This is a genomic window from Paenibacillus sp. FSL K6-1566 (assembly GCF_038050475.1).
Lineage (GTDB): Bacteria > Bacillota > Bacilli > Paenibacillales > Paenibacillaceae > Paenibacillus_AQ > Paenibacillus_AQ lactis.
The window spans coordinates 1,703,400-1,717,368 of record NZ_JBBOSR010000001.1; the positions used below are offsets into that span (position 1 = coordinate 1,703,400).

The window sequence follows — 13,969 nt, forward strand, 5'->3', positions numbered from 1 at the left end:
GGCTGTCCCACAAGATCATCGATCTGGGGCAGCCCCTCTTCCTGCTGTCAAGCCACTTCAGTAACCGTTATGGATTTCCTTTCGCAGTTACGGTTTGCCATCAATCACTTTATGCCTATTAAATCTGGAAAAGCGGCTCATCTCTAGGATAAAAAATTTACTATCAGGCCAAACCTCGGTGAACATTCGGTTCGATGAGTATTCGGTATCCGTTGGCTTATTTAAATATACTGCAGCCCGGAGGTATACGGCAGCGGAATCGGGTCGAACGCTGCTGTCCCTTGAATCCGGTACGGAGACAAAGGGTCGAACAGGAGCGACAGCAGTCCTTCGTCATCCAGGACAACAGTCTCCCCCGAGAGCGTAATGCGATAAGGTCCATGCTCCCCATCGGCTTGGATGGCGCCTTCCGGCAGCAGCGGAGCCAGCTGATCCAGAAGCCGGATTCCGTTCACCAGGTAAACCGTCCCGTCATTCTGGATCGATTCCGGCATGGCACCGGCGGATTGAAGCAGCGCGGCGAGCTCTCGGTCCTGCCAGGCCAGTGGAATGATCAGCTCCGGCAGGTTAAAGCCGGCGATTGCTTCAGCAATGACCAGCGCGGCGGCTTCCGGGCTGCCGCCCCATTCCACAAGCGTGGATGCGCGGGAAGGCGTCATCACGGTTCCGGGCACGGCAATGATTGCGAATGCCGACAATTCCCCGTTCTGCTCGGCGACAAGCACTTGCTGCTCAAGCCGGATCACGTTGGAATAGGCGCTTGCGTCAAGCAGCTTGCCAAGCTCGGTAGGCGTCGACATATACCCGGCTTCCCGATCTTCCATAAGCGCGTGGACTTGCAACAGATCCTCCGGCTTCATGGCCCGGATCTGAACCTGCTTTGCGGTGGAGGACCGAAGGGGCTCGACCATGGAAGGGGTCACCTGAAAGCGCTGGGCCCGGCCGAACAAACGGCTGCCGGCACGGGTGTACAGGGATCTCCCTCCGGAGATGAAGATCAGGGATGCGCCCGAAGCTTCCCCATGCTTGATGCATGCTTGAAGCAGCGAACCGGCAAGCCGCTGTCCCCGATAGTCTGGGTCCGTACATACGGATCCGATCGAGAATACGTTCAGCCGTGCTCCACGGATCTTCATCATAAACGGGACAAATCCCATGAACGAGACAAGCTTTTCTTGATCCCATGCTCCGTATGAATGGCTGATACCCGGAGAGAAGATAAGCGGGAAGGATACGCCCATGGAGGGCTGCTCGGGCTGCTTAAGAAAAATACGATCGGATAATTCAATCGCTTGGGTCAGTTGATCGGAATTCATGATAGAAATATGCACTGGGGTATTTCGCCTCCCTATGGTTGTCACTTAACACCAGTATAAGGTGACAGACCGCGGGATTTCCAGTAAACGTTTACAAATTAATAGATTTTTATGGATAAACCGCTCTCAGCACCCATCACCTGAAGAACAACATGATTCAATTCACAGCCGGCTCGGCAAGGAGCACTTATGATAGGGTATAAAAACAGAGAAAAATCTTCATCCTATCTTCATCTAAGAAATCGTGAATTGCTTTGCAAATAAGATGAAAATCTGATATTATAAAGACAAGGATTTAGAATAAGTCTAAATACAATATCAACTAAAGGAGACGATATAGATGATGAATACAAATACGAACGCGAATGTAAATTTGACTCAAAACCTGCAGGGTGAAAACGAGCTCCACAGCATCCTTAATCTCCAAGTTGCGAACTGGAGCCTGCTGGGCGTAAAGCTGCACCATTACCACTGGTATGTGAAAGGGCCACAGTTTTACGTGCTGCATGAGAAGTTTGAGGAGCTGTATAACGCGGCAGCCGATTACGTGGACGAGCTGGCTGAGCGGCTGCTGGCCATCGGTGGCAAACCGGCAGCAAGCATGACCCAGTATCTGCAGCTGACGACGCTTCAAGAAGCGAACGGTGAGAACAGCGCTGAAGAGATGGTGAGCCAGCTTATCGCCGATTATGAAACGATCGCAGCCGAGCTTAAGCAGGGGATCGCGGCAGCCGATGCAGCAGGTGACGATGCGACAGCCGACTTGTTCACGGGCATGATGACCGATATTCAGAAGCATGCCTGGATGTTGAACGCATTTTTGGGCAAATAAGCGGCGTATACAGGTTGCTTGATGTTCATTACATTTCGAAAAACATCGTAAAATGGCCATCCCAGATGGGATGGCTTTTTCGTATGATTAGCTGGCTATAATGGGGCTGCTCGATTTGGGCGATATCGTGCTGAGGCATCAGTTTTGAAAAATACTGCGCCGTTTTTACGTTTGATGCGTATATACTCCATAGTTAACGCTGAATTGAAGAGGAGATTGTGAACATGGCAGAAATGGAATCACGGCAAGTGTTGGAGTCACAGCTTCAAGAGATATTGGTGTGGGAAAAAGAACAGAAGGACGTGATGTTCTGGGAAAAGCTCGGCAGAATCCCCTTCATGCTTCTGGATCGGCTGACACCGAAGGCCGTGCGGAATAAAATCGGCGAGGCGCTTAACGATGTCGGCAGCTTTATCCAGACCGGAGGCCAGTATCTGGTGCGCGAGCAGTCCGTAATGAATCTGTTGGCCAAAACGGCGGGAGATGAGGGGACCGCTTCCAAGGAAGCCGAAGCGTGGGAGATCGAAGAAGAAACCGATCCTTCCCGTACGGGTGGCAACGCGGCGGATGGCTCAGGCGATCAGAAGCTGACCTTGACCGAGGCTTCTCGTTTGCCGCTGCAGGTGATGGATGCCGCGGCGGATATTTTGACGGCTAAACGGGTCAAATTTGCCGCCGCCCAAGGGGCAGCCACCGGGATCGGCGGCGTCTTTACGATTGCAGTCGATATTCCGATGGTGCTCGGACAGTCACTAAAGGTGCTTCAAGAGATGGCGCTATGCTACGGCTATGATCCGAACGATACCAGGGAGCGGGTGTTTATCGTGAAGTGCCTGCAGTTCGCTTCCGCCGATATAGTGGGCAAGAAGGCGGTGCTGGAGGAGCTCGCCAGCTTTGATGACGAGAAGGGGACGGATCAGGTATTCTCCCAGCTGCAGGGATGGAGGGAAGTGATCCAGTCGTACACGGACAGCTTCGGAATGAAGAAGCTGTTCCAGCTTATTCCGATTGCCGGGATTGTATTCGGCTCGATCAACAACAAGGGCACCATCGGGGACGTGGCGGAAGCCGGAAAGATGCTCTACAAAAAACGTCGCCTGAACCACCGACTGCGCAATATGGAATATCCGCTGTAAGTTTTCAGCTAAGCCAGAAGAATGGGTGCAGATTGAGACTAAAAAGAGGGCCGCTCCGTAAATGGAGCGGCCCTTATTGGTATGAATGCCTAGAGGTAAAGCATCGTGTAAGAAGTGTTAGCTTGCTTGTAAATCTAACTTGTACCTGTACTTGTTACCAGTACAGGTAACTTGTATTTAACGGTTATCCACTTTTTCCGGATACAGATCATGATTCATGAGACGCTGTGCAGCCATTTCCTCGTATTTGGTTCCGGGACGGCCGTAGTTGCAGTACGGATCGATGGATATCCCGCCGCGCGGAGTGAATTTGCCCCACACTTCAATATATCTCGGATCCATCAGCTTGATCAAATCGTTCATGATGATGTTGACGCAGTCTTCATGGAAATCGCCATGATTGCGGAAGCTGAACAGATACAGCTTCAGGGACTTGCTCTCCACCATTTTAATATCCGGAATGTAGCTGATGTAAATAGTGGCAAAGTCCGGTTGGCCCGTAATCGGACACAGGCTTGTAAACTCGGGGCAGTTGAATTTTACGAAGTAATCCCGATATGGATGCTTATTGTCGAAGCTTTCCAGGATGCCGGGATCATACTCGAAGGTATATTTCGTGCCTTGGTTGCCCAGCAGGGTAACCTCTTGCATTTCCTCTCTTTGTCTTCCAGCCATGAATGCATAACTCCTCTATATTATAATCGTTTTCTGTTCAGGTTCATTAGGCCATCAAGCGGCATGCCGGACAGCTGTCTAGACGCCGCGCTTATTGCCCCATACGAGCGTATGCAGCTGGGGAAGGACGCGCACGTCGTTGAGCCGATCGGATTGCATAACCGCATTCACCAGCCACTCGTATCGCTCCAGCAGGTAGCTGACATGGGAGGACGTATCACTTGTGCTGACATCCGGGTTGCCGGTTTGCAGGTAAAACGGGACATTCGGATATCGCTCATGCACCGTTTCGGCGTAAGCCAGATCGGTATCGTCGAATACGACCACCTTCAAGCTGAAGGAGCGGCCGGGCTGGCGCGCGGACAAGCGGGAGATCATGATGTCAAGCTTCTCCCAATCCGTCTCCATACCGGAGCTCGGCGGCTTCGGCGATATGGTGACTTCATCGATGTCGTTCAGCCAATCCTGCCAGCGGGAGCCTTGCGTCTCTACCGCAACGGTAATGCCGTGCCGGTGCAGCTCATCCACAAGGGAGCCTAATTGGGACAGCAGGGCGGGGTTGCCGCCCGAAAGGGTGACGTGGTCGAACCGTTCTCCCCCAAGACGATACAGCTCCTGCCATATTTCATCAGTGCTCATCTTGCGGATCGAATCTGCCGCCGATCCGTCCCACGTAAACGCGGAATCGCACCAGGCGCAGCGGTAATCACAGCCCGCCGTGCGGACGAACATCGTTTTTCGGCCAACGACCATCCCTTCGCCTTGTACGGTAGGGCCGAAAATTTCCATTACCGGAATGGGGCGGTCGACGGTTGCCGCAGCGAATGCGCCTCCGCTTGTGCCGGTCTCTGCCTTACTATGCTGATTATTCACCTAGCATCCACTCCCGTCTGACCTCGGCATAGCTGGTCGGTGTTTCGAACAAACGCACGAATTCGGTGCGCGTTCCCTGCTGCTCATGGGATGGCTTGGCGCTGAGGGCGGCTTCCATTTTCTCAAACAGCCATACGACCATATTCTCCGCCGTGGTGTTCATCGGAGGCAGCGTTTCGTTCAGATATCGATGGTCGAGATAAGGCTCGATCTCCGATTTCCAGATGTCCTTAATTTCACCGAAATCAACGGTAATTCCGACTTCATCCGGAATGCCGCTGATGCCGAATACGACTTTATAGGTATGCCCGTGGAGGTTCTTGCATTTTCCTTCATAAGCATGCAGATGATGTGCTGCATCGAACGTAAATTCCTTGGAGACGAGCACGCGCTTCCGGTGGTAGCGCAGGCTGCCGGCATCGATATCCTCGCCGAGCTTCTGCAGCCGTTCAACGATCCGAAATGCTCCAGGCTCTCGGCTCATACCGTGCGCCCCCCTTCAACGCTCGCGTTCCTGCGGCTCAAATATTTATCCAACCCGGCTTTTCTCAGCTTGCAGGCAGGGCATTCTCCGCAGCCGTCGCCTTTAATGCCGTTATAGCAGGTCAGCGTGTGATCACGGATATATTCCAGGGCGTTCATCTGGTCTGCGAGCTCCCATGTTTCCGCTTTGTCCAGCCACATAAGCGGGGTGTGAATGACAAAAGGATAGTCCATGGCCAGATTCAGCGTCACATTGAGCGATTTGATAAAGCTGTCGCGGCAATCGGGATAGCCGCTGAAGTCCGTCTCGCATACGCCGGTTACGAGATGCTTGGCTCCGATTCCTTTCGCAAGGACGGCAGCGAAGCTTAGAAATAGCAGGTTCCGGCCCTCCACGAACGTGGTTGGCAAGCCTTGGTCGCCTTCCTTGATTTCAATATCGGTGCGTGTCAACGCATTGGGAGCCAGCTGGTTCAACAGGCTCATATCGAGCACGGTTTGCTTCACGCCTTGTTCTTTGGCGATCTGGGCGGCGCATTCGATCTCAAGCTTGTGGCGCTGGCCGTAATCAAAGGTGACCGTCTCCACCTCGGCAAAGCGTTCCTTCGCCCAGAACAGACAGGTGGTGCTGTCTTGGCCGCCGCTGAACACGACGACCGCTTTCTCATGTTTAAGCATAAAAAAACCTCTCATTCTTCATAGTTTTAGGGGAGCCCGGAGGCCGATCCCGTAGAAGAATAGAGAAGTTCTTGAACTGAATCCGCAAAAAAACAAGCCTTATTTTCACGGCAGCTTAAAAAAGATAATTCGATGCCGAATAAGACAATGTAGTTTTTTATAGAGGGAGTTCGCGAACCTCTCCCATACGCTTTGCAGCGTATGGACTTGTCTTCTGTTGTCACTAGCGGCCGCTAGCGGCTCTTGCGCTGCAGCCGGGTACTTATGCCCTACATTATAACACGGGGACATTATTTGATAAACACTCCGCCGAAGGGAATTGCTTCCCGTAAGAAGCGCTTGATAATCCCTTCATCGTTGAATTCGTCGACCAGCCGCTGGTTCTGCCGCCCGGCCTGAAACAGGACATATCCTTCTCCGGTAAGCTTCCAATGGTAATTCATATGCTGGCTTGCCAGGTGGTTACCGTATACGGTCAAATCCAGTTTGGCTCCTTCCGGATAGGCAATGATGCTGCCTGCATCGACGTATAGCGGCTCCGTAGGGTGCAGCTTCACCTTGCAGACCGGACCTTGGGTCAGGATGCCGATGCTGCCGCTGCCGGAAAACTTCATTTTAATGGCGTCCCGCGTAACGAGCATATTTTTAAATTTCAAAATACGGGTCTGCATTGTTACATTACTGGTATAGAAGAATACATGCCTGAAATCGTAGAGCATATCCTCCCCGCCTTCCAGCCGGATCTCATGCATGTTGAAGCCCGGAGGGAGGGCTGCCGTAAACTGGCTGGGACCGCTGATGTCGGCACGGATCAGCTTCTTCTTCCGGTATATCCCTTTCACGTTCATCAGACGGTCGCTTCGCCCGGTCGAGGGACCCCGGTACGCTACAATCTGATCGGGATGCAGCACATGGGCAATGTCGCCGTCGGCCAAGGAAAAGGTAACCGCTTGCCCGGCCCCGCCGCCGGACGTATCTTCCATTCGGATAATCACACGCCCACCTCCTTTATCAGTCTGACTGGCTGCTTTATTTAAAAGCGGTTCGTTCGGCGCATGCCGAATCGAAGGGCGCGTATCAGCAAAAAATATCCTGCAGCTAGCGCGGCCGCCGTAATCGCCAGGTTCTTCAGCCGTTCCGCTCCCCGCTTTCGGGCGGCTTCCGCTTCCTGCAGCTGGTTCACCATTTGCGTCAATTGCCGATTTGCTCCGCTAGCTCCGCATTTTGCTGCTGGAGCTTTTCCGTATTCATCCGAGCTCGATCCAGCTCCTGCAAGGTTTGATTATAGCTGTCCTTCAGCTCGGTAACCTCTTGCGGCAATTCACGAAATTGCTGTATATTGTCGTACAAATTACTGATGTAGCCGGCGCTGGCCGTGCGGCCTCCGAGGGGAAGCGCGATCCCTGTCGCCAGTATTATCAAAGAAAGTCGGATCAGCTTAGATCGTGCAGACTTGTCCATGAGGGATCACCGTCCTTTGATATATAATAGTACATACGAAATGATAGAGGAACAAGTTTCCATAGTATCATTTACCCACTGGAGAGGCGGCGTTTCATCTCGGGCCGCCAGGATGTTTAATAGGCGGTTGAATCGGGTAAATAGATGTTGGCAAGCAGCGGCCAAGCATGCTCAGGCATGAAAGGCAGAATACGACAAGGAATAATAGACACGCTTTTGAACAAGATGACAAATTAATAGAATTTTCGAAATAAGGAGATTATGCATATGAATAACAATAACGTGAAAAAAATCATGATTACCGTAAACGGCAAACCGGTTGGAAACGGCCTGGTTATTGATAAAGTCACCTACGCGCCCGTCGGGCGTGCAGAGGAGGCCCGCAGTGAAGCGAGCAGGGCTGCGAGCACGGTGATTGGTTAAGCAGGTCATACAGCGACTACTTTTTTTTAGAAGGAGCTTTGGGTTCCCTGGGAGGAACGACAAGGCGGTTGCCGGTTATCTAATCGGTCCTGACAGAATCCATGACAAAGACTGCAGCGATAGAGGCTGCGGTCTTTTTTTGTCGAAAACATTTGTCGAACATACGTTCCGTGACAGTAAGATGTCCCTCTCTATTGGTACATTATTAGAAGAAGAGGAAAGAGGTGGATGTATTGCAGTCAGGGTTGTATTCGGATTTTTTATGGAGCCATAACCAGGTATCAGCTAGCGGCTGTAATCAAGTCTTTCTGCTGATCGAGTGGAGGGGTGGAGTCTTAGGGCCGAAATTGCCGGCAAAAGGTTCCAAACAGCTGCTCGCGGATCAAGTTCAGCTGCATCTCCAATTGGGTGAGCGCGTGCAGCTTGGTCGTATGTACGGATGCGAAGGCGAAATGCTGAATGACCGGAATCTCTCATTATCGCTGGGCACATTGTCCGAAGGAAAGGTAAGGCGGCTGGTGCTCGATCTGTCGGTCGGCCCCCGGCCGTCAGGTGTTTACCCCATTGTCACGATGCTGTGGACTTATCTGGATGTGATCAAACAAAAGATGGTGCTGCAGCCGTCTCGAACAATCCCCCTCCAGTTCAGCAACAGTACGGCATTAATAAAGCGGGGCGCCGATCATCGTGTGGAAAAGGCACTCAAATTGCTGCAGAATCCGATGATCGTGGAGCAAGCCAGACAGGAAATGCAGCGTGGAAAACTGGCCGAAGGGGAAGCGATTATTCTTAGACGGGCCGATGAAATGCTGCTGTACGCCGCACGTTTAGAGGATGCCGATTATTTAAAAGAAGCGGAGGCTTTGTATAGGTTAAGCACTTTGTATATGGATACATACCGTAAGTTCCGTTCCCGCATTGCGAAAAGACAAGGACTTAAGGCTTATTCTGATGCTAGTTATTAAGAATCTTTGTCCAAAAAAGGAAAAATGATATCAGGGTCGAATGTACTATTTTATAGTCATAAAATATACGTCTAATTTACTAGAGAGATAGGGAGAATGCATATGACAGACAGACTGATCCGACTAATGAGAATCATTACCCTTGTACAAGCAAGACCCGGAATTTTGGCGAGAGAGCTTGCGGAACGCTGCGGAACGAGTGAAAGAACCATCTATCGTGATATGGATGCGCTCAGCGCGATGCATATCCCCATTACCCACCAGGGGCGCGGGCGCGGATATACGTTTATCGGCCATTTTGCCATGTATCCGCTTGGTTTGACGGAAGAAGAGGTGCAGGCACTATTCAAGCTGATGCCCGTAATGGACAAAATCAAACCGCTGCTGCCCATAGAATTTGAAAGCGCTTATGAAAAAGTGCTGGCTGCCGTATATAAACAGAGTGCGGAAAAGGCCGAAATCCAGGCGGGGGACCGTGATGATTCCTCTGTCCAAGCCTAATTTTCGCAGACGAAATCGCACATCGTAAATGTGAAGCCCCGAATGAAGCACATGGAATTGGCATGTGACAGTCATTCGGGGTTTTTGTTGTTTAGGACTATAAACTCATTCTTCTTCAATGCGAATAGTGTCTTAAAGACTATAAAAGATAGGGATAATATACCAAATTATATGAATATATGATAAAATGACTACAATTTATCTCTAGGGATCAGAATCTGTCAATTGCTGATCCGGATGGGGATATAGCGGCATAACGTCCCTAAGCAAGGGCGTAGAAAGGAGATCCGTGCAAGGGATGCACGACATGCATAACTAGTTTTTGAGAAATGGAGAGGGGAGCAAGAAGATCGATGAAAAAAATCATTCTGACGATGTTGTTGAGTATGGTGGCATTATCCGTACTGGGAACTGATGGAGCAGAGGCCTCGAGCCCAAGACAGGTTGAAGTCCTATTGAACGCTAACAAGCTGAGCTTTCCGGATGCCAAGCCGTTCCAAGATAGCCAAGGCAGCGTCATGGTACCGATCCGGTTCGTCTCCGAAGCGCTCGGCGGGAAGATCAGCTACAGCAAGTCTGGAGGCAAGACGATCGTTGAAATTCGAAAGGGCGATGACCTTGTAAAAATGACCGTGGGCCAAACGAGCGCCCAGGTGAACGGGAAAGCGAAAGACTACGGGACGAAGGTGATCTTGAAACAAAACCGTACCTTTGTGCCGCTGCGGCTTGTCAGTGAAGGGCTGGGCGAAAAGGTGGAGTGGGATAAGGTTGGCCGGTGGGTCTGGATTGGTGAGAAAACATTCCGGAATACCGATGATGCGGAGTTTAAGCTGCGGCCGTTGAGTGATTTTAAGGCGTATATGAAGGCCAACATATTTTTTAATAAGGTCGCTTCAGATGAACCATACAATGGAATTAAAATCGTTCAGGCAAATCAGTTACCGATTAAGCTAGGTGATGGTGAGATTATTTATGATATTAGACTAGAAAATGTAAAGGGTATGGATTATATCGTTACTCGTAGTTCAGAGCGAAATACTCCGGTTTTTTTCATGGTTAAGGATGATTTTGTTAAGTTTAGATATGGGCTGGACAGTGCATTTGTAAACAATAAAGACGGGACAGCAACGAATTATTATCCGGTTACTAGCACTTCTGATGTCTTTCAAAATGGGAAGTACAATCAATATTATGATTGGACAAAATTCACATTGAGTAATGCAGATTATATTGCTTTTAGTACCCACCAACCGAAAGACTATCTTGTAGTTATCGTTAATCCTTTTAAATAAGGAGACGGATTATGCAGCTAAGGTACAGATTAAAGAAATTCATTCAGATATTTCTTTGTTTCATCACTCTCATGACCACGGTGTTCATCATTAACCCAGGTAGAGCAGAGGCCATCGGAGTTAATAGAATGTTTCAAGACCCACAGAACCCCAATAAATTTTATTTTGTGGGTATGGTCTACTATGAAACCTGGAGTAATGCTGCTGGTCAATGGATTACAAAGCCACCAGGTAGCCAAACTGATGTAGATGGATTTGACTATTTATTTGAATTTAATTCCTCTCGAAAAATAAAGGACATCCGGGTTAGTAAGTTCGATTATAACCGGGAGTATGGGGATGAAATCTTTCTTGCTTCCCGTTCCGTAGAAATGTCACAGAACCCAAAATCATATTATGTAAGGGCAACTTCGCCTATCTATTCGTTAACAAATCAACCTTGGTCAGGGAAAGGGACAAATATTGCTAATGTACCAGTTTATGTAATTCGTGCAATGTTAGAATCTGATTTACCTGTAGATAGAAAAAGGGAAGAGGAACAAAAAGGGCAACAATTTGCCCCTCTAGTACAAGGCTGGCGTTACTACTTCCCTACCTTATTCGAAATCGAGCTTGAACCGGCGGAAGGAAATGCGATTATTAAACACTACACCACTACAGGGAAACCGCTACATGGAGTCCCCGGTTTTTCAGACCGGGAGGAGAAGCTGGAGAAGGATAAGCCCTATGCTTTTACGCACACACCGGGCAATGCGGATTATACATACAAGGGGCATAAGAAGAGCACAATAGCTGCTCCGAGCGGCGGCCCAATTACGCCGGGGGATCCGTATCCGTTTACCTATGACGGGTCTTTCCCTACCTATTACCTATACTTTTACTACGAACCAACCAGGGACACACCGCCCCCGCCTGACCCGTCAACCGGAGCCTGTACGGAGCCCGCTCCAGGGCAGACGATCAACGGACGGTATATGGACCCGGTGGTGACGGCGAAGATCCTGGCCGATCAGCGTGGCAGCGAACGCTTTGACGTGCTGCAGGGAATTCCGACCTCCGAGAGCTTATACGGCAACATTCTGGCTCGCAGCTATCTTGTTCAGAACACGTTTGTCAAAATGACCGGGGTATGCACATTTGAAGTGAATGTGGAGAAGAGCTGGACACTGCACTGGGATCCCGGCAAGCCCGGACCAAAAGGACCGGACGGTAAGCCGACCACGGTACCGGATCCCCAGCAAGCGGAAGAGAAAGTGACGGAGCGATATACGGTTAAGCGTCCCTACTCCTATTGGGTGATCGACAACCTGGAAGTATACAGAATCAACCAAGGCCTGCTCCGAAATTATGCGCTCCCCGGCAATGAAATCCGCCTTGATCCGCAAGGCTATCAGCCGCCGCAGTATTCAACCAGCCAAACGGGTGCTTTCTATCCGCCTTCCCCGCCGGATCCGATCATAGCGCCGTCCGGCTCCTACGGAGGCAGCTCTTACAAGAGCAAGCCATCCCCGCCTAGCGAAAATCTGCAAAGCATCGCAGAGGCCGGCGTGGATCAAGTGGAGGTCGCCAATGACTCCCTCATTTTTAACGGAGCAACGATTATGGACAGCCGCCGGACTGTGGAGAGCGGTCCCACGCCGGGAAGCATTCCCGAGCCGCCTCAGATCCGCGAGAACGTGCTGTACAAGCCCGGCAACATGATTAGCAGCGATAAGGCCAATCGGGCGAATACAACAAGCGCCGGTACAATCGCGTATGGCCTGCTGCCGGGGAGCATAAATGGAGGCAGCGACAAGGAGTTCCCGATTTACGGTATCAATACGGTCACCGTTCATACTCCCGTGGTCAACTATTCCTCCGTAACGGATGATCGGGCTCATAATCAAAAGACGGTGCCGAATCCGGACCGGTCTGCCTTTATTTTGGACAGACCGTTTACGGTACGCATCCCGACGTCCGGACAGCATCGCAATATTCCGGGTTACGGAAATCGGGATTATGCCAAGTATGTAAAAGCGAAGCAGGTCTATTTTCCGTTTGATGTGTACAGCGGTGATAAGCGGACGTTTCACCCGAAAAATACGTGGATCACGATCCCGACAGCCCAGCTCGATACGGAATTTTTCCTGCCGGTCTGGGTTGATGAAGGGGATTATCAGGTGTATTTCCGTACGATTGCTGAGAATGCGCCGCCCGATTATACGACGCAGCCGGGCGCAAATGTGGATCTGATCCACCATGCAGCCACAGATATCGAGCCGGTAGAGGTGATCGGGCGGATGTATGATTTTCATATTACCGATATCGCGGATTATAACTGGGAGGGGGTCTTTCGCAAACAGAAGGGGAGCGCCGTTCCAAGCGGTGTCTCCTATTGGACGGGACTTCGGGATATCGATGGGGGAGTCCGGGGGAATACCGCTCCATACATGCTCCCAATCGCGCCAGGGAAGCATCCGGCTAAAGGGTATAACAATGCCGCCGTGAAGACGGGCTACCATTTCAAATTCGATTTGAAGACCAAGGGCAATATGTTCGGTGCCGCAGACGGGATCGCGATCACGCCTAGCTTTTATTTTGTGGGCAAGGATGGAACGGGACGGCAGGAGGTGGATCTGTACTACCACAGCGGAGACCGAAAGTTTATACGAATCGGCTCCCCTGAGGACACGGAGAAGCGATATGTCATTCTGAACGAGCGGCTTCGAAATGTTCCGATAGCAGAGCTTCGGGATACAGCCGACTATCTGTACCGTCAAGGCGGGGCCTCAGCCGGCATGCCTGCTGAAGCGTTCACCAAGCAGTATATCGAGAAGCTTAGCAAATCCAAGACCTGGGTTGGCCGGTATGACTGGCTTATGCTTCCGTCAGGGGTGCGTACGTTGATCGGGCCGAAAGCAGGACTGCCGGCAACGGTGGATGCCGGGCGAGCCAACGCAGCAATCCAGCGATGGTATGGGGAGTACAGCATTCCCTCTGATGTATATGTCGTCAAGAAAGGAACGAATATTGCAGAGCACGGTCGAACCCGGCGATTGGACGAAAAGTCCGATATTTTTCTGAAAAAAGGATATATCATCGTTCGGTTTAACCTCGAATCGATCCGGGATGGCAACACGGCAAGGCCGCATCTGCAGTATATTCATGCTCCGCTGATGAACCAATGGAGGCTGGAGGGGTACGCAAGTTCTTATACCGATCCCTACGGGCACCGATTCAGCCTGCTCGATGGCGATGTCGTATTCTATCATGGCGACAAATCCAGTAAGGGGGACTTCCTTTCCAGGGTACCGCATTAATGTCTTTACGGCTGTTTTGCTGCAACCTGGCTTGG

15 protein-coding genes are annotated in these 13,969 nt (G+C 50.9%); 7 read left to right on the forward strand and 8 right to left on the reverse strand.

Annotated features, from left to right (window positions below; translation table 11 throughout):
- Positions 1-221 precede the first annotated feature (221 nt).
- On the reverse strand, positions 222-1,331 hold the full coding sequence (locus NST08_RS07170) for a GNAT family N-acetyltransferase (protein ID WP_144871455.1): 1,110 nt from the start codon (positions 1,329-1,331) through the stop codon (positions 222-224).
- A 328-nt stretch (positions 1,332-1,659) separates the two neighbouring features.
- On the opposite strand from NST08_RS07170, the gene NST08_RS07175 reads away from it, so the two are divergent.
- Entirely contained in the window at positions 1,660-2,148 is a 489-nt protein-coding gene (locus tag NST08_RS07175; RefSeq protein ID WP_245256083.1) for a Dps family protein, read from the forward strand.
- Between the two features lie 224 nt (positions 2,149-2,372).
- Positions 2,373-3,284: an EcsC family protein gene (locus NST08_RS07180; protein ID WP_007130818.1), complete on the forward strand. Its 912-nt coding sequence runs from the start codon at positions 2,373-2,375 to the stop codon at positions 3,282-3,284.
- A gap of 177 nt (positions 3,285-3,461) precedes the next feature.
- Here NST08_RS07180 and queF read toward each other — a convergent pair whose 3' ends face one another.
- The 7 genes from queF to NST08_RS07215 form a co-directional block, all read right to left on the reverse strand.
- A complete protein-coding gene (gene queF, locus NST08_RS07185) occupies positions 3,462-3,959 on the reverse strand; it encodes a preQ(1) synthase (RefSeq protein WP_007130817.1) in 498 nt (165 codons plus the stop codon).
- Positions 3,960-4,037: 78 nt separating this feature from the next.
- The gene (gene queE / locus NST08_RS07190) at positions 4,038-4,832 is read right to left on the reverse strand and encodes a 7-carboxy-7-deazaguanine synthase QueE (RefSeq protein WP_007130816.1); all 795 of its coding nucleotides are present in this window, start codon (positions 4,830-4,832) and stop codon (positions 4,038-4,040) included.
- Positions 4,825-5,316 carry a 6-carboxytetrahydropterin synthase QueD gene (gene queD / locus NST08_RS07195; RefSeq protein ID WP_007130815.1) on the reverse strand — a complete coding sequence of 164 codons (492 nt, stop codon included), beginning with the start codon at positions 5,314-5,316 and terminating at the stop codon, positions 4,825-4,827. Before queD ends, queE begins: the two co-directional genes overlap by 8 nt.
- Positions 5,313-5,993, reverse strand: coding sequence for a 7-cyano-7-deazaguanine synthase QueC (queC, locus tag NST08_RS07200; protein WP_028406449.1), 681 nt, complete (start codon positions 5,991-5,993; stop codon positions 5,313-5,315). The genes queD and queC overlap by 4 nt, the downstream gene beginning before the upstream one ends.
- 290 nt (positions 5,994-6,283) lie before the next feature.
- Entirely contained in the window at positions 6,284-6,988 is a 705-nt protein-coding gene (locus NST08_RS07205) for an AIM24 family protein (RefSeq protein ID WP_007130813.1), read from the reverse strand.
- A gap of 38 nt (positions 6,989-7,026) precedes the next feature.
- Complete coding sequence (locus tag NST08_RS07210) at positions 7,027-7,188, reverse strand: hypothetical protein (protein WP_007130812.1); 162 nt, start codon at positions 7,186-7,188, stop codon at positions 7,027-7,029.
- The gene (locus NST08_RS07215) at positions 7,185-7,454 is read right to left on the reverse strand and encodes a hypothetical protein (protein ID WP_007130811.1); all 270 of its coding nucleotides are present in this window, start codon (positions 7,452-7,454) and stop codon (positions 7,185-7,187) included. Before NST08_RS07215 ends, NST08_RS07210 begins: the two co-directional genes overlap by 4 nt.
- 267 nt (positions 7,455-7,721) lie before the next feature.
- Between NST08_RS07215 and NST08_RS07220 the strand changes: the two genes are divergently transcribed.
- From NST08_RS07220 to NST08_RS07240, 5 genes are all read left to right on the forward strand, one after another.
- Positions 7,722-7,877, forward strand: coding sequence for a hypothetical protein (locus tag NST08_RS07220; protein WP_007130810.1), 156 nt, complete (start codon positions 7,722-7,724; stop codon positions 7,875-7,877).
- Positions 7,878-8,101: 224 nt separating this feature from the next.
- Positions 8,102-8,842: a hypothetical protein gene (locus NST08_RS07225; RefSeq protein WP_100085240.1), complete on the forward strand. Its 741-nt coding sequence runs from the start codon at positions 8,102-8,104 to the stop codon at positions 8,840-8,842.
- A 102-nt stretch (positions 8,843-8,944) separates the two neighbouring features.
- A complete protein-coding gene (locus tag NST08_RS07230) occupies positions 8,945-9,343 on the forward strand; it encodes a helix-turn-helix transcriptional regulator (RefSeq protein WP_007130808.1) in 399 nt (132 codons plus the stop codon).
- Positions 9,344-9,696: 353 nt separating this feature from the next.
- Positions 9,697-10,635: a copper amine oxidase N-terminal domain-containing protein gene (locus NST08_RS07235; protein ID WP_007130807.1), complete on the forward strand. Its 939-nt coding sequence runs from the start codon at positions 9,697-9,699 to the stop codon at positions 10,633-10,635.
- Positions 10,636-10,646: 11 nt separating this feature from the next.
- Complete coding sequence (locus NST08_RS07240) at positions 10,647-13,934, forward strand: DUF5704 domain-containing protein (protein WP_445933630.1); 3,288 nt, start codon at positions 10,647-10,649, stop codon at positions 13,932-13,934.
- The last annotated feature ends 35 nt before the right edge of the window (positions 13,935-13,969 follow it).

Coding starts and splice junctions, on each gene's coding strand:
- NST08_RS07175 (WP_245256083.1), top strand. CDS start 1,660: ATGAATACAAATACGAACGCGAATGTAAATTTGACTCAAAACCTGCAG.
- NST08_RS07180 (WP_007130818.1), top strand. CDS start 2,373: ATGGCAGAAATGGAATCACGGCAAGTGTTGGAGTCACAGCTTCAAGAG.
- queF (WP_007130817.1), bottom strand. CDS start 3,959: ATGGCTGGAAGACAAAGAGAGGAAATGCAAGAGGTTACCCTGCTGGGC.
- queD (WP_007130815.1), bottom strand. CDS start 5,316: ATGAGCCGAGAGCCTGGAGCATTTCGGATCGTTGAACGGCTGCAGAAG.
- queC (WP_028406449.1), bottom strand. CDS start 5,993: ATGCTTAAACATGAGAAAGCGGTCGTCGTGTTCAGCGGCGGCCAAGAC.
- NST08_RS07215 (WP_007130811.1), bottom strand. CDS start 7,454: ATGGACAAGTCTGCACGATCTAAGCTGATCCGACTTTCTTTGATAATA.
- NST08_RS07220 (WP_007130810.1), top strand. CDS start 7,722: ATGAATAACAATAACGTGAAAAAAATCATGATTACCGTAAACGGCAAA.
- NST08_RS07230 (WP_007130808.1), top strand. CDS start 8,945: ATGACAGACAGACTGATCCGACTAATGAGAATCATTACCCTTGTACAA.
- NST08_RS07235 (WP_007130807.1), top strand. CDS start 9,697: ATGAAAAAAATCATTCTGACGATGTTGTTGAGTATGGTGGCATTATCC.
- NST08_RS07240 (WP_445933630.1), top strand. CDS start 10,647: ATGCAGCTAAGGTACAGATTAAAGAAATTCATTCAGATATTTCTTTGT.